The sequence below is a fragment of the Allomuricauda sp. F6463D genome (assembly GCF_023015965.1).
Classification (GTDB): Bacteria; Bacteroidota; Bacteroidia; order Flavobacteriales; family Flavobacteriaceae; genus Flagellimonas.
Genome location: NZ_JALKAN010000001.1, coordinates 1734990 through 1758821 on the forward strand (window position 1 = coordinate 1734990; position 23832 = coordinate 1758821).

The 23832-nt window shown below is 39.6% G+C and carries 11 protein-coding genes; 1 reads left to right on the plus strand and 10 read right to left on the minus strand.

Annotated features, from left to right (window positions below; translation table 11 throughout):
- Positions 1-69 precede the first annotated feature (69 nt).
- The 10 genes from MWU56_RS07715 to MWU56_RS07760 form a co-directional block, all read right to left on the minus strand.
- Positions 70-2256 (minus strand): right-handed parallel beta-helix repeat-containing protein, encoded by a 2187-nt coding sequence (locus MWU56_RS07715; RefSeq protein WP_247043455.1) that lies wholly within the window; start codon positions 2254-2256, stop codon positions 70-72.
- A gap of 172 nt (positions 2257-2428) precedes the next feature.
- Positions 2429-4033: a ThuA domain-containing protein gene (locus MWU56_RS07720; protein ID WP_247043456.1), complete on the minus strand. Its 1605-nt coding sequence runs from the start codon at positions 4031-4033 to the stop codon at positions 2429-2431.
- A 98-nt stretch (positions 4034-4131) separates the two neighbouring features.
- Positions 4132-5985, minus strand: a complete 1854-nt coding sequence (locus MWU56_RS07725; protein WP_262917783.1) for an alpha-L-fucosidase — start codon at positions 5983-5985, stop codon at positions 4132-4134.
- A gap of 19 nt (positions 5986-6004) precedes the next feature.
- On the minus strand, positions 6005-8275 hold the full coding sequence (locus tag MWU56_RS07730) for a right-handed parallel beta-helix repeat-containing protein (RefSeq protein ID WP_247043458.1): 2271 nt from the start codon (positions 8273-8275) through the stop codon (positions 6005-6007).
- A 691-nt stretch (positions 8276-8966) separates the two neighbouring features.
- Complete coding sequence (locus MWU56_RS07735; RefSeq protein ID WP_247043459.1) at positions 8967-10691, minus strand: RagB/SusD family nutrient uptake outer membrane protein; 1725 nt, start codon at positions 10689-10691, stop codon at positions 8967-8969.
- Positions 10692-10703: 12 nt separating this feature from the next.
- Positions 10704-13916, minus strand: a complete 3213-nt coding sequence (locus MWU56_RS07740) for a SusC/RagA family TonB-linked outer membrane protein (protein WP_247043460.1) — start codon at positions 13914-13916, stop codon at positions 10704-10706.
- Between the two features lie 254 nt (positions 13917-14170).
- Positions 14171-15982 carry an alpha-L-fucosidase gene (locus tag MWU56_RS07745; protein ID WP_247043461.1) on the minus strand — a complete coding sequence of 604 codons (1812 nt, stop codon included), beginning with the start codon at positions 15980-15982 and terminating at the stop codon, positions 14171-14173.
- Positions 15983-16254: 272 nt separating this feature from the next.
- Complete coding sequence (locus tag MWU56_RS07750; protein WP_247043462.1) at positions 16255-17286, minus strand: hypothetical protein; 1032 nt, start codon at positions 17284-17286, stop codon at positions 16255-16257.
- A gap of 18 nt (positions 17287-17304) precedes the next feature.
- Complete coding sequence (locus MWU56_RS07755; protein WP_247043463.1) at positions 17305-19191, minus strand: sulfatase-like hydrolase/transferase; 1887 nt, start codon at positions 19189-19191, stop codon at positions 17305-17307.
- A 1122-nt stretch (positions 19192-20313) separates the two neighbouring features.
- A complete protein-coding gene (locus MWU56_RS07760; RefSeq protein WP_247043464.1) occupies positions 20314-21417 on the minus strand; it encodes a formylglycine-generating enzyme family protein in 1104 nt (367 codons plus the stop codon).
- Positions 21418-22202: 785 nt separating this feature from the next.
- On the opposite strand from MWU56_RS07760, the gene MWU56_RS07765 reads away from it, so the two are divergent.
- Positions 22203-23678 (plus strand): sulfatase, encoded by a 1476-nt coding sequence (locus MWU56_RS07765; protein ID WP_247043465.1) that lies wholly within the window; start codon positions 22203-22205, stop codon positions 23676-23678.
- Positions 23679-23832: the final 154 nt, after the last annotated feature.

Here is a 23832-nt window from a genome sequence, read left to right on the forward strand (position 1 = left end):
ATAATTAGTAGTCCAATCTTATTCTTCATCCGGTTAATAGGCGCTTAATAGTAGCCTTAACATGGAATCCTACGGAATGTCTCTCAACCCTATCTTGGACATATCGATTGGGACAAAACCCAGTTTTAGAGCCGGTGATTCTGGTTTTAATCTAAAATCACCATTCCCTGGATCGACAAATAATGGGTCGGTGGCCAAACTATGCATATCAATGCCATCCTTCTGAGCTTTCTTGAGTACTTGTTCGCCCACAATAGGATTTTCGGCGCAATAATAAATGTTGTAATCCGTATCCGCTTCCTTTGCCCATGCCGGTAGATGCCCGCCAGCAACCCCCTGATCATAGAAATCGACATTTCCTTTTGTATGATAGAGTATATTTCGCTGAATGGCTCCCCCTGTGAGGGGGCCTGTACGGAGTTTAAGGTAAGAGGGTGGGCGTGTTTCACCATTGTGTTGCGGTGCTATCATATCGACGATAATAGTGTTATCTGCATGATTGTTATGCTTTAAATGGATACCATGTGACACACATTTATAAAGCACATTTCCGGTTATGCGCGTTCCTCTCTGCAGACCATCTGTACGAATAGGGCTTTGCATAACAATCGACTGTAGCATGTGGTGTATATAATTGTGGCTTATATGATTTCCTGTACCCGCACCTCTAAGATAGATACCATTGCCATCGCCCAATAACTCTACGGCATGGTGAATTTCATTGTATTCGATGAGGTTGTCATATGCAAAATGAAGCGACTCGTCACTCTCTATGCTATTTTCGAAAGGATTGGACAAATCCAGTTCTTTGTATTCGCTCCTAGTTTTGAAGCTATCTAAAAGTCCGGAAATGATGATACCCGAGTAAGGTGTATTGTGAATTAGATTATTGGCGATGCGGTTCTCTCCACTTTGCCAAAGAAATATAGCCGGAGAATGCCAATAGATTTCACCAACATTTTGTATGTGGTTATTATATACAAGGTTGTACTTATTAACATCTTTTGCTCCTGGCCCATATCCACAAAGAAGAACACCCGTTCCTCCAATATGCTCTATATGGTTATTTTTAATGGTAATTTTCTGGCCATATAAGTCTGATCGTATCGCAGTTCCCCCACTCTGAAGAAAGTGACATTGCTCTACTATGCAATTTTCCGCAGCGCGAAATCTGATCAAGGCATTGGCCTTGTCGTACATTTCCCAATCGTGCTGAAGACCTTTGTCATCTTCAGTATATGAATAACGTTCACCATGCATAAAGGTCAAACCCTTAAAGCTCAAATTACGAACAGGTGTATCAGCAACACCTACTTCATTAACCTGTCCCTCTACAAGGATGTACTCTTTTAACAAGGGAGCCACAATTTCTCGAGGCTGCTTTCCATTTCTTGCCCAGAGATAGAGTTTTCCTTCTTTACTATTCAAAACCCACTCACCTGGCTCATCAAGTGCCTCCATCACATTTTCGACCCAAGCAGACTCTTTTCCTCGGATTAAATGAAGTTCTTTCATCAAATAGGTGGCAGTGAAAGCCGTGGTGGCAATCTTAGCCTTTTCATCCACCGATTCCAGCGGGAGTATATTCATAACCCAGCCTTGATAAGGACGTACAACAATCTCAACATCCTCTAAATTTGACCAATTCTTAAGGGTTCCTTCTGGAAAATGTAGCATATCCCTGTCAGTAGAATCGGACAATATTACAGATGGTTCGGTAGGTATGAACCCCTTTGATCTTGCCCTTGGCAATCGTCCATCAGTGTCATATAAGGTATAAAAACGCCATGGTATATCTCTCCCTTTTGGTACATCTGCAACCCAAATATTTCCGACGGCAGCTTTTGGGAGTGCCGTATTTTCACTATCCAGTTTTTTCCAACTCTTGATAGGTACGTCCGAAGTAAACACCGGTTTTTCATCTGGATAAGCTTGATAGATTATCATAGATTCTCCTTCTCCAGAGTCTTCCAAACCAAACACTACGGTTTCATCCAAATTATACTTCCCGCCCCGAAGCCACACATTGATATCTCCCTTTGTTGAAGACTTGATTTTTCGAACATGATTCTTTGCGGCATTAAGAGTGGCCAAGGGTAATTCCTTTGTGCCCGGATTGGCATCATTTCCCTGTGGCGACACATAGATATTGGTCTTGTTATTTTTCTCATTATTGCAAGCAGAAAAACTAATTACAATAACTGTAAGAAATAATAAAATAAAGTTCTTATCGGTTTTTATTTTGTTGTGTCCCATTGTTGATTGTAATTTGGTTTAAATGAAAAATCCTCCAAAAAGCGTTTTTCGGAATGGTCATATAGGTGATGGAATATTTTCCAAGATTTTATTAATTTATATTTTAATGGTTCTTTTTCTTTATTAAAACACTTCAAATATTAGGATTGACTTCCGAAATTCATTCTGAATATCATTCCCGTCGCAACAACCAATTAACGGCGTTTCGCAGCAATCGTTGGTACATGGGGTGAAATAAGGCTTCTCGTGTGTGGCCGGGTGCAAGGTGACAAAGTCGTCCACTGCCAGGCTCATAATACCAACCAGCAGCGGCAGGCTCGGCACCATCCGCTCTACTTTGTAAAAGTAAGTTTACCTTGTCCTTGTCGTAGGGTGGTGTGTGCTGCTCATCGGCGATTGAAAAATCTTCAACACCCTGGGTAATGGGATGCTCGTAATCTACCACTTCAACACGAAACCGCTCCAGTGGACCGTGCCCGACATAGTGTCCTCCCACCAAATCAAGATAGGCACCATCCTTTGGGTACATACCCATTGAATTGTGAAGGTTCAAAAATGCACCCCCATTTTTTACGAAGTTTACGATTGCTGATTCCTGCTCTGGTGTCATCCAGATATAATTCGAATCTTTATCAGCGTTAGGCCGTAGGAGCCCATCACGATAAATCACCAGTAAATCAATGTTACTCAAGTTCTCTTCGGTCAGAGCACGAACATCCACAGTAAAGTGAGGTGTGACACCGGTTTGTTCAAAAACGAGACGAAGACCTGGAGGGCTGTAGCCGGGTTCATGTGGTTGATCGGCATACAACACTAAAGCTTGCGGATTTTCCTTGGAAGGTTTTGGATCTTGCCCATTGAAAGGGGCATTGGGAACGGTCATTTCATCATAAACATGTTCTAGGTCTTCACGCTTCGGAGCATCATAAGGATTCCAAACAACGTAATCTGGCTGAATACGGACTTCACGCTGCAGGTAGTGAGATTCAAAATCCGTTATCAATTCCCTGGGTCTTCCCTGCGAAATCACATAGCCAATTTGCCGACGTAATTCAACCAAATACCGCCGTTCAAAATCTATGACGTTATCACCTACCCATGAACCGTATCCGGGAATAACATGTTTGGCATTTAGGGACTCGAGATGTTCCAATGCGGTAATCCAATGTGCCGTATTAGATGTAGTCAAATCCGTATAAGGTCCATTCACCACCAAGGGCCCGGTAAATAGTACACTTTGATTGGGCAAATAAACAGCTGCTCCGTAAGGTCCAACAATTCCATCCAGTGGCATAAATTTAATGGAATTGCTATTGTCACCAATTTCACTTGGTGTAGACATTCCTCGAATAAATTCTTCTCGGATAGTTTTAGTTGCTACAAGTGCGTTCCGAATCGAATGGCTTGTCAAAACCTGTTTCACTCCATGATCGATTAAGGATTTCACCGTCTTTTCATCTCCATCCTGAAATTTAGTGAGTACTAATGTATTGGGTGTAGTGCCAGAAATCCGCTCTACTTCTTTTAAAAACATCTGAGGTTCCAAGCCCCTCGGGAGATCCACCAGCATACATTCATTTGATATGGCAATCCATCCACAGTTTGCATTTTTATACTTGTGAGCAAATCCGGTGGCATAAACCCCTGGCACAAATTCCTTTACATGGGGAAGAACATGCGGCTCTCTACCAGCACCATGGTCATGGTCTTGTGCCACCCCATACTTAGGAGCTAACAGCATGCAAATCATTGTTAATAGTAGCACTCTATTTTTCATGCAATTATTTTTTTAACTTTAAATTTCATGCTTTTGAACATCTGTACTAAGAGACTGTATTGAATTAAGTCAATTATTTTTACAACCCTCACTAGCACCTACTTAACGGGTAGTAGTTGTACTGCACGGATTCTTGGATTTGTATCAACAAAATCAGAAGCAACTTCTAGTGTCAGGGTTTGCATACCAGCGGCCCCAATCTCTACAGTTCCGAGAATGGAAATTGAATTCTTCAACTTATCCGACTGTCTGGGATCATCTAAACGCTCACGTTCTTTCAATTTGTTTTCTACCGACTGTCCGGCAACTGTAACGCGCATTCTACCGTCTGTTTTCCAATCAGTATTTTTATTGATCATACTCACTATCGCCACTTCGTAGGTTCCTGGTTCAACCAATCTAAAATCCCAACTGAGTGCTTGCCCCACTTGATTAAGACCTTGAATCGTCATTCCATATGTCGGTTTGATTCCATCACCACTTTTGGTTATGGTAAATACTCTATGATCCAAAGGACGTAACGGCTTTCCTGGAATAAATTCTTTATCTCGTATAGTTGATTGGTAACCATCAAGAAGAACTGTTCCGTCTTGCTGTTGCATAAGCTCCTGATTCATTGAAACGGCGCCTTGTATATTCAAAGTAATTACCGAAACATTGGGGTCTGGTGCCGATTTTGGAACTTTTATTGTGAGGACGTTTAATCCTGCAATAGCATTAAATTTCGTCTCTGAAGCTAGTTTTTCGCCACTGATTAGAAGCGATGCGTCCAACACTTTATTATTTAATCCATATAGTTTTAAAGTCCCATTCTTTGGCCAATCAATCACATTTAGATAAAGCTTAGTGTTCCCTCCATCCATACGTTGCGTGATGGTACCCCAACCCAAATCATGAGGATGGGGGCCAGCTTTGGTTCCGTATATAGCTTCGCCATTTTTTTCAAGCCAATCACCCATTGCTTTTAACCTGACTACGGAAGCATCAGGGATTACACCCTTGTCATCCGGACCAACATTCAGCAAATAATTACCTCCTTTTCCTGTAATGTCAACTAAATTAGAAAGCAATCTTTTTTCAGATTTCCAATCCTCGTCTTCCGCATTAAAATGCCAGGACTCATTCATTGTCCCAGCAGCCTCAAAGTCAACACCAATATCTCCTGCAGGTATCATGTTGTCGCCCATAGATAAATAATTGACAATTTTCAAATCGTCATCATCGCCCAACCGGCTGTTGGAGATTGCTCCATAAGAGTTTAGCATATCCACCATTTCCTGCATACCTAGCAAGCGCTTACGATCTGCATCCCTGAAACCAGCTGAGCCATCAAACCAAAAGAGTGAAGGTTGATATTTTTCGCATAGTTCTTTTATTTGTCCATACATAAAATTCATGTACTTGGTAATATCGGCATCTGGATTTGGGTTGAAATGAAATCCGTTTCTATTACTATAACTCGCATCATATTCTGGATGATGCCAGTCGGCAATTGAATAGTAGAAACCCAAACGAATTCCTGCCTCTTTGCAAGCTTCTGCCAGTTCACCAACGATATCACGTTTGAAAACGGACTGATCCATAACATCCCATTCGGTCAGGTCAGAATCCCATTTACTAAAACCGTCGTGATGCTTGGTCGTGAAAACAATATATTTTACTCCGCCTTCTTTCGCAATTCGCACCCATTCTTTGGCATCGAAATCAACTGGGTTGAATTCACGAACACCAGCTTCGTACTTCTCTGTACGAGTCAAATCGCTATCTTTTAATCTCTCTGGTGTTGTAGAGCCAAAATGTATGAACATACCAAACCTTGCTTCACGAAACCAACTCATCAGGTCATCATCCGAGAAGTTGGATGGTTGTGTTGTTTGTGCAAATGATATTGATACGACTAGTACGATACTTACAAATAAGCGTATTCTCAGTTTATTAAATGTCTTTTTCATTTTATTGACCACCTATTATTTATGGTTTATCTATCCGTCCCATTTTCGATACATCAAGTGTTTCGATACCTAGCTTAATGGCCGGACTATCTGGTTTAAAACCGAAATCACCGCCGGCTGGGTCAACCAGCATAGGATTTGCGAACATGCTCATTTGCTCTTTTCCTACAGCCCGCATTTTAACAAAGTGCTCATCCATCCATTCTGGATTTCTGGGATGATAATACAGGTTTGAATCCATTTCTGTTTCAACTAATAAAGGGTGTCCGTCCTCACTTCTCGCAATAGGCCTTTCACCATGTGCATTACCGCCATCAGGGTGAGAAATAATAATATTGTGATGAACCTTTGCTCCTTTTACACTAGCCCATTCAAAACTCACATAACCCCAGTGCGGTGAAACCAAGGGCTCAACGATGAAATTATTAATAATGTCATTGACACCTTTTGAAGCAATTTGGGCTGAAAACCCGTAGTTATTATAGAGAATATTGCCATAAATAAGTGTTTCATGCTGATCATCATCACATCGGATTGCTGAAGGAAAGGAATGCTCTAAATTGTCGTGTATATAATTATAACGAACGATGTTACCCGATCCTGCACCTGAAACATAAATGGCATTACCGTCTGATAATAATTGTACCGTATGAGTAATTTCATTGTTCTCTAAAAGGTTGTGCCTTGAATGATTGTACTTTTCACGAACCTTCCAGTTTTCATACGTTTCTGTGGTATTGACCTTTACTTCTTCTGGAATTTCATTTTGACGAATGGTTCTTCCTCCTTCACCATTTAAGGATCTATCAGGCTCTACTCGATTTGTAATCAGTACTGCCGAATAGCCACTATGATGCACATAATTTTGTGCAATATGGTTATGACCACTTTGCCAAGCCCATATTCCTGGGGAGTGCCACGTAATTTCACTAAAATGATGAATGTGGTTATTGATAATATCATTATGGTGATTAACATCTTTTGTCCCTGCCCCATAACCAGCCAAAAGAATACCTGCTTCACCCAGATGGGCAAATTCACAATTTTCAATACGGTTACGTTGGGCGTAAAGATCTAGCCTTACCCCTGACCCGCCTGAATTAAGAAAATTACAATCTATGATTTCACAATTTTCAGCCCCTCGAAATCGAATCATCGCTGAAGGTTTGTCGAACATATCCCAATCATGTTGCATTCCCCACCCTAAACGGTCTTCATCATTTGTCCAAGCCAAACGATCGGCATGTGTAAAGGTGAGACCTTTTAAGGTTATTCCACTAACCGGACTATCTGTGGGTCCATCATAATTAATATTTCCTTCAACTCTAATAAGCTCACTGGTCGTTGGTGCCAAAATACCCCGGGGTGACCCATCTTGGGCAGGATCAGATGGCCACAAGTAAATTTTATTGGTCTTGGTATTTACCACCCATTCCCCTGGCTCATCCAATGCCTCAAGAATATTTTCAACCCAAATACTGGCACCTGAAGGGTTATGGACCCAAGCGGGCAACTTATCTATACCATAAGTTGCGGAGACACCTGTTTGAGCGACTAATTCGGATTCGTCTACGGAAGCTAGAGGCAACATGTTAATTACCCATGGACGAAAAGGTCTTACCTGAACCTCTACATCCTCGAGGTTATCCCAGTTTTTCAAAGCACCTTTCGGAAAATAGATGTGTTTTTTATCTCCTTTTTGAGTTGGGGCAAACCCGTCATTTCTGGCACGCGTTAGACGTCCTTTCCCATCATAAAGTGTACGGAATATATCAAGACCTTCCGGAATTTCGGCTTCCCATACATTACCCAATGCAATTGAAGGAAGTTCTGAGGGTGCTGTGTTCACCAGCTTCCAGTCTGTTATTGGAACACCACCACTCACTACTGCATGCTCCTCTGGGTATGAAGAAATAGTTAAATACGCAGGTTGTGTTGACTCACCTGCACCATATTTATCAAGAATGGCCATGTCGGAATTTGTTGGTCTTCCATCTTCTATTCCTAAAACTAAGGTTTGATTTAACTGATGACGTCCTTCCCTTAAATAAATAATAATGGGTTCTACCACCCCTGATTTTCGCAAATCTCTTGATGCTTTTACAGCGCTGGGAAGTGTCGCATAAGGATTGGAAATACTTCCATCTCCGTCATCGTTTCCATCAACTGATACATAAATCTCCCTAGGTATCTTATCTTCTGAAATCGTTGAACAAGACATATATAACAACCCTAAGATGAGTATCAATACAAATGACTTAATTTGGTTTCGCTGGTGTTCCATTTTCATGTTACATATTGGTTTTATATCTACTCTAATATTATATCCTTAATCAATCTCGGGTTTTATATGGGCTTAAAGCTTATTAATTCATCCATAAAGGTTTTTGAATTATCAAAAAAAAAGAAACATTTTTAAGGGTAGTTTCTCTAATCTATCAATATTTTACTCTAATCAGTTATTATTAATTGTATGTATTATGTCATTGAGGACTCAGGTAAAGGTTCTTTTTAATCTATGTATAATATTCTTTCAAAACTACTATGTTGTAATTCAAAAATTTTCCTTCTTTCTCGCTGTAAGTATCCTTGTGAGCAAACAACCCTAATTTGGCTTCGTTTTATCTCTGGAAATGTGTATCATTTTGATAGCTTTCATTAATAATAGCTCCTACACTCACTTCTTAACTTAATGCAACTACGGTTCTTCATAGGAAAAAGCACACAGTTTTTATGAACTGTGAACATTTCATTGACGGTTGTTTTACATTTTACTGGGACCCACCTTTTCCTAGATTAACACTTGAAATCCAGCATGAAGCAGACAGATATTCACTCTAAAAAATGAGTGGTTTCTACTTATCCTTAGAATCGATATTGGCCATAGTACAGCACTTTTACCTATTTATTTTTAAGTAAAAGGGTACACAAAGCTTTGTGTACCCTAATAAAAAAACTAACTCATAACTCATTCTAACGATTCAATACCCAGGATTCTGTTCCAATAATGGATTTTTATTAATCTCACTTTGCGGGATAGGCATATAATATAGCTTTTCATCATACGTCCTCGTTTGTACTTTGAAATAATCATAGGTAGCTGTCGGGGGATCAACGGTAAGATCATTTGCCACATCCACTCCATATGCATCCTTGAAGGTCTGGTCAAGGATTTTCCATCGACGTACATCGAAGAAACGAAACCCTTCATAGCACAACTCAATCCTTCTTTCATGCATTACCTCATCCATAGTAATGACTGTTGGAAGTGATGCGTCAGGAAGGCCAACACGTTGGCGAATTGGCAAAATATAGTCACGTGCTTCAGCGCCTCTACCTAGCATTACCAAGCACTCGGCGTAATTAAGATAAAACTCTGTCAAGCGCATCATGATCATTTGAACAGGTTCACCTACATTAAATTTGGTTGTGGTATCATCCCTTACGTATTTGTGGCAATAATAACCGGTACGGGTGTAGTTATTTACTTCCTGTAAAACACCTCCTTGGCGGTCATATCCATTCCGGGTTATAACTGCTCCTGAATCATCTATATATTTGTAGGTTCCTGTTTCAATTTTGTAGCCCACCTCTGAGGCATCAGGAACACGTGGCATGGTTTGACTGAATTCTGCACCATCGTACAAAATATTGGCATAAAAACGCAATTCCCGATTTTCAAAAGGGGCATCCCCATGAATAGCCCTGTTGTAAGGGGTACCGTCCGCCATTTGAAAATCATCGACCAGAGCCTGAATCGGAGTGGCTAGTCCCCATCCTCCAAAACTGGGCGGGCCAAACAATGTCGTAGGGAAATTAAACCAGAAAATCAATTCACCGGAATTGGCACGTGCGTTCTTGCTAAGCATTAATTCGGTGTTCCCTTGGCTTTTAGTATCAAAGAAAACATTGCGATAATCAGCCGGATTATACAATTGATATTGAGGTAGGTCAAGTACTGCTTTGTTAGCTGCGGCTGCAGCTTCCCATTTGGATTGATCGTTTGTAGGATTGTGCAAAGGGCTTGCTGCATGTAATAATACCTGAGCCCTTAATCCCAGGGCAACACCACTAGTAATACGGCCAGCTGTAGCCGGCTCAACAGGCAACCCTTTTAATGACTCCGCTATATCATCTAAAATAAAATCAACGCACTCATCATAACTGGCCCTTTTTTGATCAACCGGGTCATCCGAGGTGAATGGTTTTGTAGAAATAACCACCCCACCATAAGCTTTAATCATTTGGTTATAAATATAGGCCCTTATAAAATGCATTTCAGCCAACCATAATTTAATTTTATCTTCAGCTACATCAAACTTTCCATTCTCATAATTTTCGAAAAATATATTAATATGCTGAATTATTTTATAATTGTCGTACCACGACCCTATTGAAGACACAGATGAAGGGTTAATTTTACCATCGGTAATCTCAAGACCACCTCCCCATGGGATATGTGCAAAAGCCTCATCGCCGGCTTCACCCCTATAATGACCCCAACTCATCATTCGTCCATCTGTAACCCTAGTTGCGGTATATTCATTTACCATGTGGTAAGCATAATCGACATATCCTTGGATTGTGGTTTCATTTTCCCAGAAATCTACATCAGAAAGGCTGTCTCTGGGGGTCAAATCAAGCATGTCCTTTGAACATGACATGAATGTCATGATAAATAATAGTAAAAATGTTGTATTTTTCATGATTTCAATTTTTTAAAAATTTATACTTAGACCGGTTGAAATAACCCGCGAAATTTCATAAGATTGCCAGCTATCTAGTTCAACATCACGCGAAATTGGCATATTATCGAAGGTGAAAAGGTTATCTGCACTCACAAAAAACCGCACTTCTTTAATATTGGTTCCAGTAAGGAAAGATTGCGGTAAAGAATAACCAAGTTCTACCGCTTTAACACGTAAAAAGCTCGCGTCCACTAACCAAAAAGTCGAACGTCTGTCGTTATTGTGGCTTCCAATTTGGTTATCTCCCAAAAAGGCATAGGTTTTAGGATATACATTATCGCCTTCCTCTTGCCATCTTCCTTCGAACCAAGCTTTATCATAGCGAAGCATTTCAGGTTGAACCATGGTCCATGCCCGTGCCTGCCCTTGTAGGCGTAAAACAAAATCAAAAGTTTTATATTTTGCACTTAAGTTAATACCGTACACAATTTCTGGGGTACGTGGTTTATCAACTCGTACCCGGTCTTGATCATCTATAATACCGTCAGCAGTGTCATAAACCCCATCGCCATCGGTATCAATAGTCAATTGATCGACATATTTAATATCACCAGGCTGTGTTCCCGGCAAGTGCGCAGAATTATCAATTTCACTCTGATTTTGGTAAAGTCCGTCAGCAATCAAAATTAATCGTGAAAGTGGACTGGTTCCACCATCATCAATTACATCAACTGGATGCCCTTCCTTTTTCTGAAAATCAAGTACTCCAGCTGCTTCATCTAAAAATACGGCCTTGTTCTTGGTGTAAGTGAAGGTACCGGCTATTGAAAAATTAAAGTCTTCATTTACTCTCTTATTAAAGGATGCATCTCCATCAAACCCCCAACTATCAACAATACCTATGTTTTCATCTGGCAGGGTAATTCCAAAATAATCAGGTACCGACTCATTTCTTGGAATCAAAATTTTAGTCCTCCTGTTTTTAAAATAATCTGCTGTTAGACTGAATAATCCATTTGAAAGTTGCAGATCTACTCCTATATCCAAGGTTTCCTGTTCTTCCCAGGTAATATTAGAATTAGGATATCCATCCAACGTGAACGACACAACAGGTTCCCCATCTTCTCCGAGGTATGTTCTCCTATACGTTCCTTGTTCCTGGGAATAGGTTGCCAAGTATTGAAATGGTTCTGTGTTATCTAGCCCCATTCGTCCCCAGGAACCCCTGATTTTGAAGTAATTAAAAATACCGATATTATTTTTAAAAAATGGTTCCTCCGAAATACGCCACGCAGCTGATACAGCTGGGAAATAACCCCATTTTTGTCCGTTAGGGAATTTATAACTTCCATCGGCACGAAAAGTAAGATCTATCAGGTATTTATCCTTGTAACCATAATTAAAACGTCCAAAATAACTTAATGATGAAGTTTCAAAATCTGAACCGCTATTGATGTCAGTTGCTTCATCCCCCGCACTTATTTGCTGTACAATGTTGGTTAAATAATCTCCTCTGGATGCGAACAGTACTTCGCCAGTACCCTTACGTGCTTCCATACCAACAAACGTATCAAAACTATGGTCACCAAAAGTCCTGATGTATTTCAAATAAGCATTTAACTGACTTGAATTACTATCACTATATTCTTTTTGTAGTAAAGGGTTTTGCGTTGTCCAACCACTTGGGATTGATATATATTCATCTGCGTTTTCATCATAAGAATAAGTATTCCATGTGTTCAACCAGTTTGTATTTTTTTGATTATCAACACTATACCTTGCGAATCCCGCAAAAGAAAGTCCTTTAGTAATCCAATCCATTTTATAATCGTAACGGAAAATGCCCCTAATTCCTGTGCCATTTGTCCGGTCATAGCCAAATACTTCGGAACCCATTATAACTGGGTTATAACCATATTGCATATTTCCGACCAAACCATTTGGATACCTAAAAATAGTCTCTGGCAAGGCTTGTTTAGCACGTAACCTCGTCTGACTCGTTAATTGTTCTTGACTCTGATTACTTACATTTGCTGAAATATCTACAGATAATTTAAGGTCTTTTGATGCCTGGAAATCTAGGTTGGACCTTATTTGATAACGCTTAAAATACACCGCATCGCTTTCTTTGTACTGCCCGTCTTGGTTTAATAGTTCTCCCGAAAAATAATAATCGATCTTTTCGGAGCCTCCTCTTACAGAAAGGTTGTAACGCTGTTGATAAGCCCAGTCCTTAAATACTTCGTCAAACCAGTCAACATCTTGGCCTGCATGTGTCAAAGGAGAAGAACCTGTCCTTAACTTTTCCAAATCCTCCTCGGAATAGATGATAGGAGCTCCCTTATATGCTGCCTCTTCGTTCATTGCAACGGCTGTCTGGTATGAATTTGTCCAGTTAGGTTTTACGGTTGGTTGAGTTAATGAAAACGTACCTGATACTGAGTAAACAGGATCGCCTTTGTTACCGCGTTTGGTTTCAATAAGTATTACTCCATTGGAAGCATTTACCCCATAAATTGCAGCAGAAGCATCCTTAAGAACGGACATTGATTTTATATCATTTGGATTAAGCCTTGAGAGGGCGTCAACATTTGAAGGGACTCCATCAATTACCAACAAAGGACTATTATTTGCGTCACCCAAGGTACCCTTTCCCCTCACAAAGATCTCGACGTTTTCTGCCCCAGGTCTACCACCTCGTTGGTTGATAACTAGACCAGGGACTTGACCGGCAAGGCCCGTAGTAATATTAGCCGAATGGCTATTTAATAGTTCTTCACCACTTACTGTTGCTACAGCGCCTGTTAGTGTTGCTTTTTTACGTGAACCATAACCCACTACAACGACTTCATCCAATCCCGCAGCATCCACCTGCATTGCAACATCTATAGTACTAGAGTCGCCCTCAATAGTGATGGACTGAGTCTTCATACCAACATAGGAAAAGACAAGTACATCACCGATTGCGGCCTCAATGGAATAATTGCCATCAAAATCCGTTTGCGTACCCCTAACCGTTCCTTTAACAAGGACATTGACTCCGGGAAGCAGTTCCCCTGAATCGTCCACAACTGTTCCGGTAATTTGCTGCTGAACCATTAAACTAGCAAGAGAGTCACCGGTATATGTGCTAGCATGGATCTGGGAGACACCAAAGAAGAATAAGAATTGTGCAAATCCTATTCCAAAGAGCAACCTTGACCGCATGTTAAATGGCGAGCAATTGATTTTGCTTTTTTTCATTTTTTAGAGTTTTAGTTAGTAATTTATTTATGTGCATTATACTGGTTGTTATAATCCCCTATGCCCGGGGTGTTATCATAGGTCTTTACTTTATTTTTTATTTAAAAATTTTTCTGTTTTATGAACTCAGGTCAAGATAGCTTGGTGCTCTCTTTTATCGCATTTTTATTACGATTCCGATTCATTTTCAATTAAGAACTGTTAGTCTTATAGTCAGAACTATATCTTCATTAAATTGGTTCACATTTGAATATTTAATTAATAGGCTTTAACACTAATGATTTTAAGCTTGATGTACTCCTATTCCCTTCGACCAAGGATGTCGTAATGACATGTTTTCCAGGCGTTTTGAATTCAATTATTCCCATATTGTACAATGCGTACTTTTCCGTGGCAGCTTGTTGATTCTGCACCATAATTGCTTCATCAGTCACCGTTTTCCACACCAACCTGTCCTCTCCCTTATATTCCAGTTCTAGATAATAGTACCCGGGTTTTTGTACATTTACTGTCCATGTAACGGTTCCATCTTCCTTCCAACCACTGACCTGATTGGCGTGCTTCCATTCTCCGAACTTTTCCATCCAACGGATTTCTTTTTGCTCAGCATTTGCAACTTCGCCCAACTCCAAAATCAATGGAGTATCAATGTTTGGGTATACGCCCGTTACCGTTTTTATGGACACTTTGTTCGCTTCTTCCTTTAATTTGATTTCAATCACCGATATCAACTCTTCCGGGGCTTTGTACGGAACATCCATAACCAACCAATCACCGTTTTTGCGAAAATCAATCTTACTTTCGTCGGAAGCGTTCAATAATTCTATTGATTCTATCTGATTTTCAAGGCCAGGTAAATACAATTTTCCGTCCTGAGGCCATTCGCTTACAGAAAGGAACAATGATTTCCCGTTTGTAGTAACATCTCCCCACGGCAACGCATATCCCCAAGGTGAAGGACCTGCTCCATATATAACCTGGGGATATTTCTGGATCCATTTTCCGGTTTCTTCCAAGAATCTCACCCCTATCTCGAGAATTTCCCCTTTGCCATCGGGGCCCACATTGAACAAATATGTACCTCCCCGACCTATGGTTTCAATGAGCCTATGAAGTATTTCTTTTGGGCTCTTAAAATTATTATCGTACCAAGCATATGACCAAGAATCATTGTTGGTATCGGCGGTTTCCCACAAGCCGTTAAGATTCTGAGTTGGCACCTCCATATCACCCTGGCTGGCATAATCGCCCATGCCATAACCGATCCTACTGCCCAACATAGCATTTGGCTGTAATTTTCTTACCATATCAGCCAATTCGATTACATATTCTTTGGGCATGTCGCCCGGCGTATCGAACCAAATAAAATCTATATCGCCATAATTGGTGCAGATTTCCTTTACTTGTGGCTTACATTTATTATAGAAATAATCTTTAAAGTCAACCTCATTCCCATTCTCGTCCGTATCTGGACCATTGCCGCCACCAGGAGTAGTCCAATCCTGAAAATGTGAGTAATAAAACCCGAAACCCAGTCCAAGTTCATGGCAAGCGGCAGATAATTCTTTCATCGGATCCCTCCCGAATGGTGTGGCATCAACGATATTAAAATCACTTGCCTCGGAATCGAACATAGCAAACCCTTCGTGATGTTTACTGGTGACAATAATATATTTCATTCCGGCATTCTTGGCCAATTGTGCTATTTTCCTTGCATCGAATTCCGATGGATTAAAGGTTTCTGCAACTTTTTTATATTCATCAATCGGAATATTTGCCACTCTCGGGTTCATAATCCATTCGCCAATACCATAATACGTTTTGTCTTTCCATTTTCCACCCAAGCTAGAATAAAGTCCCCAATGAATAAACATTCCGAAGTTGCCTTCGTCGAACAACTTACCTTTCCCATTTTTCAGGGCATCTAAGGTAACTTGGGAATCTCCCCACATTTTGTCCATGCTTTTTTCGTTCTTTTTTTCTTGGGAAAACGCTGAATGGTCATGGATTAATAAAAATGCCAACAACAGGAATGCTAAATGCGTATTCTTGTATTTTCGAATCATATTATTTCTTTTATAATTGATGTCTGTTTATTTTCTGTTTAATATTATGTTTCATAGCATATGTCCTCATATTCAAAGAAATGCCACGCACAATCCTTTGCAAATCATTAGCATTAACAAAGTGTTGCAAAGCGTTTTTGGGGATACCTGCCGTAATTTATTATAATGGTTTAAGCCTATTCTACACGTAATTGATAGTCTTCAACTACTCGATAATACCTTATAGTATAATTACACTTCTTAATCCGAGTTTTTCTTGAGTCAAGTTATTTTTAATGTTGATCTGCAACCTTCATCTTTATCGGTTTTATGATTAATGTTCCGAATGATTTAAGATCAGTTTTTCTGTTTGTAGAAACCTTTGACCAATAATCGATATGGTGCATATTCGAGAAATTACCTTCTCCGTTTTCTTTCTCGTCAAGATCCTGAATCTCAACATTGAACCCTACTTTGGTTTCTTTTGATAAATCGACAAAATTGGTTTCATCAATCTTCATACATGGGTTTGGATTAATGCGCCACTCTATGATATACCCCCTACCCTCAGCTTTGTCTTTTAACCTGACAGAAGCTTCCATATCTCCATTTCTAATCCATTTTTCATAACGCTCCCAAACTTCTGTATTGAGAGGCAATCCCGATGATAATCCCCCAACCCCTAAGCCGCCAAGAATAGATTTGTTCGTACTACAGCAGAACTGCCAACTTCTACCATCTCCAACGCATCTGCTATTGTCTTCCCATTGGTAGGTTGAATTCATCATAAGTTCAATACCATCTCCCCAAAAAGGCCAACCTTTTTCAATGTTCAAATTATTGGCATCAGGATTGTTTGAAGGCAGCCAACGTTTAGTATCAAATCCATAAATAATATCATCCGTAACATCAAATGCAAAATACAAGCTTCTCCCATCGTGCTTTACCCAACCAACCACGGACAGGTCTTCTTTTTTTTCAGAAGCTGGAGGGGTGTCACTATGCCATCCTTTGACCCCAATTATTTTTTCAGCATCATCATATTCACCTTTACTAATAAAGCCATCAAGTTTTGGGGTAGTGCCTAGATATGCAGTTAAAGTATCAGGATAAGCACCAAAATCGAATTCATCTTCCTCCAGTCGACTTACTTCTAATGATTTATGAACTGATTTTACATCCCTACTTATACTGGAACTAATCAAACCCATTTTTATCGAAGTGTAATCAATCGCCTCAGAGGAAGTTTGTCTCTGATTAAATATTTGCACGCTCATATATAAAATGAACACAACCGGGAATAATATTAAGATGGTGTTTTTCATATTTGAAATTCCAATTAATTATTTATATGGAAATTCTTTATATACAGCTGGGCGATACATGGTGCCACCATTTGCAAGATCTCGATAAGTTGTTCTAGAGTCACTACCCTTAACAAGCTCTTTCTCTTCAAAACCAACTATGGCCTCAGGTGCATCAAGATATTTTATACCATCGAGCGCCCAGTTGGCATGTGCATCTGTGGTTGCTGCTTTTGCTTCTTTTATAAGTAATGTCAATGCTTTATCACGCAGACCTATATTTCCCAATGTTATCATTGCATTTATGCGGACACTTGCTTCTGTATCTTCAAGTGCGACTTCAATATCCTTAAGCGCTTGTTTTGCTTCCTTCCCCAACACACGCAGACCTAATATGGACCAGTACCTTATTATAGGATCATTATGTTTCAGGTTCTGAACCAGATCAGGAATCATTTTCGGATCCTTTTTCTGGGCCTTGTTCGCAATTGTAAAAATTTCATCTAAATGATAACGCTCTGTGGATTGGCTAAAATCATAGATAGTTGTGGTAGTGTCCTGATCAATTGCTGCCATCATTGGCTCAGGAATAAATCCTGCATCTCGGGCTGCCAACAATTGGTCGTTAAGTTTCTGCCCCATCATCCTAAGTTTGTCTGCATAATCGGGAAGACCAGCAAGATTTTTAATTTCATATGGATCCGCCTGTGTGTCATAAAGTTCTTCAGGAGGTTGGGTCAGGAAAAACGCCGACTGGGCAGGATTGGTTCTTCCAGCCTGATACTCCTTGACCTGGGAAAGCTGCCCATGTTGTAGAATCGGATAAGTGATCATTTGAAATCTTGGACGGTCTGGCTCGTAATTACGGATATATTTCCAACGTCCATCGGTAATGCCCCGTCTCATTTCCGGTGCCGAAACAAAACGGTCGGAGAAAAGCAGAACGGTTTCCGGGGCAGGCTCAGTTGAAGGTCCCATAAAAACGTGCCCATTCATACGGTCGGGAACTTCTGCTCCAGCTAGTGAAAGTATGGTAGGCGTAATGTCACTCATCTGTACCAAGCGATCCAGGACCGATCCGGGCTTGTCCGGTGCCAGATGTTTCCATTTCTCAGGTACGGAAATAATCAGAGGTACTCGTGTACCGCTATCGTAAAGGTATCGCTTAGAGCGCAGAGTTATACCGCCATGGTCTGAAGAATAGATAACAATAGTGTTTTCTGCTTCTCCAGATTCCTCAAGATCAGCAAGGAATTTTCCAACTTGCTTATCCATATCCGCAACCCTATCATATACCAATTGCCAATCCCGAATGTTTTCAGGTGTATTCACTTGGTAGGGAGGTATTACAATCCCATCAGCTGGTGTCTGCGCCTCAGGATAGTCTCGTATTTCAAATATCTGTCCCTCGTGGGTTGCCAGAATATTGAATACGTGAAAGAATGGTTTTCCAGCTGGCCGATTTTTATAATGTGCGGTTTTACCATATTCATCATAAATTTCTTTATCGAAGCTGGAATTATTATAGTCGGTTCTGCCGTAGCTGGTGAGGTAGTATCCAGCTTCCTTTAGAAGTGTAGGATATGCAACTAGCGAATCCGGAACCCGGAACCTGCTACGCATATGTTGGGTCCCCGTGGTAATCGCTGGAATGCCAAGGATTATAGAACTCCTGTTAACTGCACAGACCGGTGCATTGGCAAAAGCATTTGTATAGCGTAGCCCATTTTTCGCTAATTTATCCAAATTGGGGGTTTGGGCTACTTTGTCTCCGTAAGGACCAATGTAGGTACCATTGTCTTCGCTCCTAATCCATAGGATGTTAGGTCTCTCACCTTCTGCAGGTTTGGCTGCTTCATCCCCCTTTGAATCTTTGCAGGAGGTAAAAATCATAAGACCAAGAAATAAATAAATTAGGTTTCTCATTATGTAGTGGTTGTATTAAATTTTCACGTTGCTTTTGAAAAACAAACACATTGATATCATATCAAAGATTAGTTCATATTTTTCATAGCGTATAATTCCTTGGTGCAATTTCGAATTATAGAGAAAAATTCTTTTTCTCTAATCGGTCAATTGTTTGCTGATACGCTGCAATTAGAGTAAATCATTAAACAAATTCACTTGTATGATGAAAATTCAACTTGACGATGAGGAAGGGATATAACTGGATAGGGTAATCAATGCTTTCCACTTGCGGTGGGTGAAAGTGAACAGTGCGTATTAGGTGCGCATAATCAATTCATTTTGGCACTGAATTTAATACCTTTCTAAGTTTTTTCTCATCTATCTCCCTTTTATGGCGGACTTGTGTAGATGGTATCTGCAATCGTTTTTACTCGATGAGCATCTCTCGGGGAGGTCTCTTTGGTCCATTCACGGAACCAATAACTGAACTATGAGAGCTTGAATCCTTAGGATTGCTTCAATATTCCCTTCAAATTAACTGACAAATGACCTCGTTACCAGGAGTTGTCAAAATAGTGGAAATACGGTTCAAGAGTCCTTAATTGTCACTTCTTGGGTTTTGGTCGGCCTTTAAAAAGCCTTTATATCTCCGCCATGGTCATTTCCGAGACCTCAACTCTGAAGAAATTAATGTATTTGGCATTATGTTGTGGGAGATGCCAAAGTCCTTACTGATGTGTTATTTCCGAGTCCCTCGCTATACAATTTGTAAATCCTTTTTACTTTGCAAAAATCTATCAGTTTATTCGCCATTGTCTTTTTTACAATAGAAACAATCGAACACATCAACTTGAATCAATCTTTTTGTTGACTCACTTTCATCCGATTAGGGCAGTATACTAAATTAGCTTTTCGGTAATCATAAATTATTGAAGGATAAAAAGTCTTTATTTGCATAGGTTTTAAGAGGTCTACATTAGTGCCTATGGCTCCACGATTACCCATAACTGCGTTGCGGATTCTGTTCAGCACCCATAACGGATAGGGATTTTTAAAGGATTAGCCGAACAATGGTACTATCGTTCAGCTTTATTGATATGTATTGTTTTCTTTGCGGTTTGTTTTTAAGACATGACAGTATTAATTATTTGCTGCCATTTCAGGTGTAAAAACTGTCCTAAAGCCTAAATGTTCCATCCCAGAATCCGGACTAGTGGCCATACGGGCCGAGATTCTATAACTTGCACAGTAGGAGGCACTACATAGAAAGGACCCTCCTTTAATAACCCGTTCTTTTGCATAAGGATTACTGGCATTAAAAGGACTTGCCGCCCCTTTGGGGTTGTGTTCCACTCCCCCTTTGGCTGCCAGTTCTTGATAGTAATTGGTATTGTGCCAATCACTGGTCCACTCCCATACATTTCCTGCCATGTCGTAAAGTCCGAAATCATTTTTAGGGTAGCTCATAACTGGTGCACTCCTTTCAAATCCATCTTCCAGGGTATTTTCAACCGGAAACTCACCTTCCCAAGAATTGGCATGGGCACTTAATTGTGAGATATCGTCTCCCCAGAAAAATCTACTACCTACTCGGTTTGCCCGCGCAGCAAATTCCCATTCAGACTCCGTAGGCAATCTGCGGCCAGCCCAATTGCAATAAGCTTGGGCATCTTCAAAGGCAATATGGACAACCGGATGATTTTCTTTACCGTCAATATTGCTGTCGGGACCATTGGGGTGTTTCCAACTCGCACCAATTTTCCATTCCCACCATTGCGAAAAATCATATAAATTGGGAACACTTTTAGTCGTTTTCTTGAAGACCAATGAACCTGGTTGCAAAATCGAATCATGAGGCTTTTCTGTACCTGCTGGCAGCTGTTTTTTCATTTCCTCCCACTCTATCTCTCGTTCCGCCACGGTAACATATCCTGTTTCTTGGACAAACTTGGCAAATTGTGCATTAGTAACTTCGTGAGCATCCATAAAAAACCCATCTACAGATACTCTATGTGCTGGTTTTTCCTGCATCATAGCCATATTATCTTCGTCAACCGCACCTTGCATAAAATCACCTCCAGGAACCCAAATCATTCCAGCGGGCGGGGTAATCGGTGGTTTAGTCAGCCTTGGTTCTTCATTTTTGATATTCGGCTTTATTTCGTTTTTTTTGTCAGAATTAATACATCCCGAACAAACCAATAAAAGAATCAGGGTAAAACAAATTTTTTTGATTAAATTCATTATCAACTACATTTATGATGTTTAGTGTTTTTTATTTGAGGTAGATTATCAATGAAAGCCATATATTTAATGAAACAGAGAACAATACCTTTTAATTTGCTTTTAACCTTCTAACCGCTATGTTGTTTCTCATTGTATATATTCCTATGCTACAGTTCATGATAGAACACTTCGCGTAAAACTACCAAAATTTAAAAAAATAATAGTATTGTATTGGATGATAATACGCTTCTAGTAAATTGTTTGTTGAATAAAAGAATATCCTAATACAGACCATCAATCACCCGAGACCACAAAGTGAATATTGTATAAATCTTAGTGGATAGAATTTAGTTTACATTCTTAAACAAAAAGTCAAGAACTCATTTGATGACAATTTGCAATCCATTCGTTTATAAATGTACGGTGTATTGGCATTCTTCACTATTTCAGACTTTATTTTTATAGCTAAAAGTGAAAAAGTTAATTTTTGTCTATAAATTCTCACTACAGCTCTTATTAATATATAATCGATACTATAACAATTGGCCTATGTTAATACAAATTATCAAGCTACGGTTTGTTAGGGCAATTTCATTGCTTAGATATGAATAAAATGGTGTTGATATGACAATACCATTAAAAAAGTTGCCTTACTAAAAAATAATAGTATCCCTGAACATTGAAACCACAAACCCTAAACTCAATTTTTTATGATAGTACAAAAACTAAAATTTCTTAGCACAATTGCTTGGCTTGTTTTCCTCGTTTTAAGTTCTTGTCAAAATGCTAAAGAAAAGGGTCAAGTGACAGAAAATAAAAATAGGCCTAATATTCTATTTATTCCCGTAGACGACCTAAGGCCAGATTTAGGCGCTTACGGCAATACTATCGTAAAATCTCCAAATATTGATGCTCTTGCCAGTAATGGGGTAACTTTTAATCGTGCATATACCCAACAAGCTGTTTGTAATCCATCGCGAGCCAGTCTATTAACCGGTTTAAGACCCGATTCAACTCAAGTTTGGGATTTAAAAACAGATTTTAGGGATTATTTGCCAGACGTGGTTACTTTACCCCAATTTTTTAAAAACAATGGTTATTATACCGTTGGAACTGGAAAGACGTTTCATAATACTTTACAAGATTCCATAGCTTGGAACGAATATTTACATGTTGATAGTTTCCCTTTTGATCCCGATGCCGTGTACCTAAACCAGGATAATTTAATAATACAAAAGGAGAAAGAATTAAACTTGGTAAAAAAGGGAACAGCGAAGTTTGATAAATATGGCTTTATCTATACTAAAGCAAAAGCAATTGAAATGGCTGAGGCTGATGATGACGACTATTATGACGGTGCACAAACCACTATGGCCATAAAAAAAATGAAAGAATTAAAAGATAAAAATGAACCTTTCTTTTTATCTGTTGGTTATTACAAACCCCATTTGCCGTTTAATGCTCCTAAAAAATACTGGGACCTATATAACCCTGAAGATATTCCTTTAGCCACCAACCAATTTGTACCTAAAGATAGTCCTGAATTTGCAGTTCATGGTGACGCAGAATTAAGAAATTACCATGGACGCAACGGATTACCCAAACCTGATCATAATCCTCTGAGTGAAAAGGAGCAAAGAGAATTGTTACATGCATATTACGCATGTGTATCTTACATCGATGCACAGATAGGTAGACTTATGGATGAATTGGAGCGATTAGGGCTTAAAGAAAATACGATTGTAGTTCTTTGGGGCGATCATGGATGGAAACTTGGGGAACATAACAGTTGGGGCAAACAATCCAATTACGAAATTGATACCAGAGCACCCCTCATTATAAGTGGCGACAAATTAACCACAAGGGGGAAAATGAGTAATGCCTTAACCGAATTCGTAGATATATACCCTACTTTATTGGATGTGTCCGGATTTGAAGCACCAAAACACTTGCATGGAAAAAGCTTAAGTCCAGTTCTTGAAAACCCCGACTCAACTGTTAAAGATGCAGCCTTCAGTCAATTTTTATTAGGCCGTTTTGGTCCGCCAGAAGATAGAAAAATTGAACGTATGGGGTATACCGTTAGAACAGATCGCTATAGATATGTAGAATGGTATATTTGGGAAAAAGAAGAAAAGGAAAAAGGTGATTTAATTACCCGGGAACTTTATGATCATGAAATTGATCCACAGGAAAATATTAACATAGCCAACAATCCTGAAAACAAAGACTTAATTATACAAATGTCCACAGAGTTAAGTAAAGGTTTTTCATTTTAGATATTTCCTTTTAATTTACTGAAAAACACCACTTAGAGATTTTTTACACATATTAGTGGTGATTAAAACAGCATAGTGCAGAAAAATCAATACACTAAAAAGTTACTTTCTTAAGGTATCATCATCCTTTTTAACAATAGACTTAATCTTAGAT

What these genes read in the sequence shown, in the direction of transcription:
- MWU56_RS07715 (WP_247043455.1), bottom strand. Translation starts at nt 2,256, where the DNA reads ATGGGACACAACAAAATAAAAACCGATAAGAACTTTATTTTATTATTT.
- MWU56_RS07720 (WP_247043456.1), bottom strand. Translation starts at nt 4,033, where the DNA reads ATGAAAAATAGAGTGCTACTATTAACAATGATTTGCATGCTGTTAGCT.
- MWU56_RS07725 (WP_262917783.1), bottom strand. Translation starts at nt 5,985, where the DNA reads ATGAAAAAGACATTTAATAAACTGAGAATACGCTTATTTGTAAGTATC.
- MWU56_RS07730 (WP_247043458.1), bottom strand. Translation starts at nt 8,275, where the DNA reads ATGAAAATGGAACACCAGCGAAACCAAATTAAGTCATTTGTATTGATA.
- MWU56_RS07735 (WP_247043459.1), bottom strand. Translation starts at nt 10,691, where the DNA reads ATGAAAAATACAACATTTTTACTATTATTTATCATGACATTCATGTCA.
- MWU56_RS07740 (WP_247043460.1), bottom strand. Translation starts at nt 13,916, where the DNA reads ATGAAAAAAAGCAAAATCAATTGCTCGCCATTTAACATGCGGTCAAGG.
- MWU56_RS07745 (WP_247043461.1), bottom strand. Translation starts at nt 15,982, where the DNA reads ATGATTCGAAAATACAAGAATACGCATTTAGCATTCCTGTTGTTGGCA.
- MWU56_RS07750 (WP_247043462.1), bottom strand. Translation starts at nt 17,286, where the DNA reads ATGAAAAACACCATCTTAATATTATTCCCGGTTGTGTTCATTTTATAT.
- MWU56_RS07755 (WP_247043463.1), bottom strand. Translation starts at nt 19,191, where the DNA reads ATGAGAAACCTAATTTATTTATTTCTTGGTCTTATGATTTTTACCTCC.
- MWU56_RS07760 (WP_247043464.1), bottom strand. Translation starts at nt 21,417, where the DNA reads ATGAATTTAATCAAAAAAATTTGTTTTACCCTGATTCTTTTATTGGTT.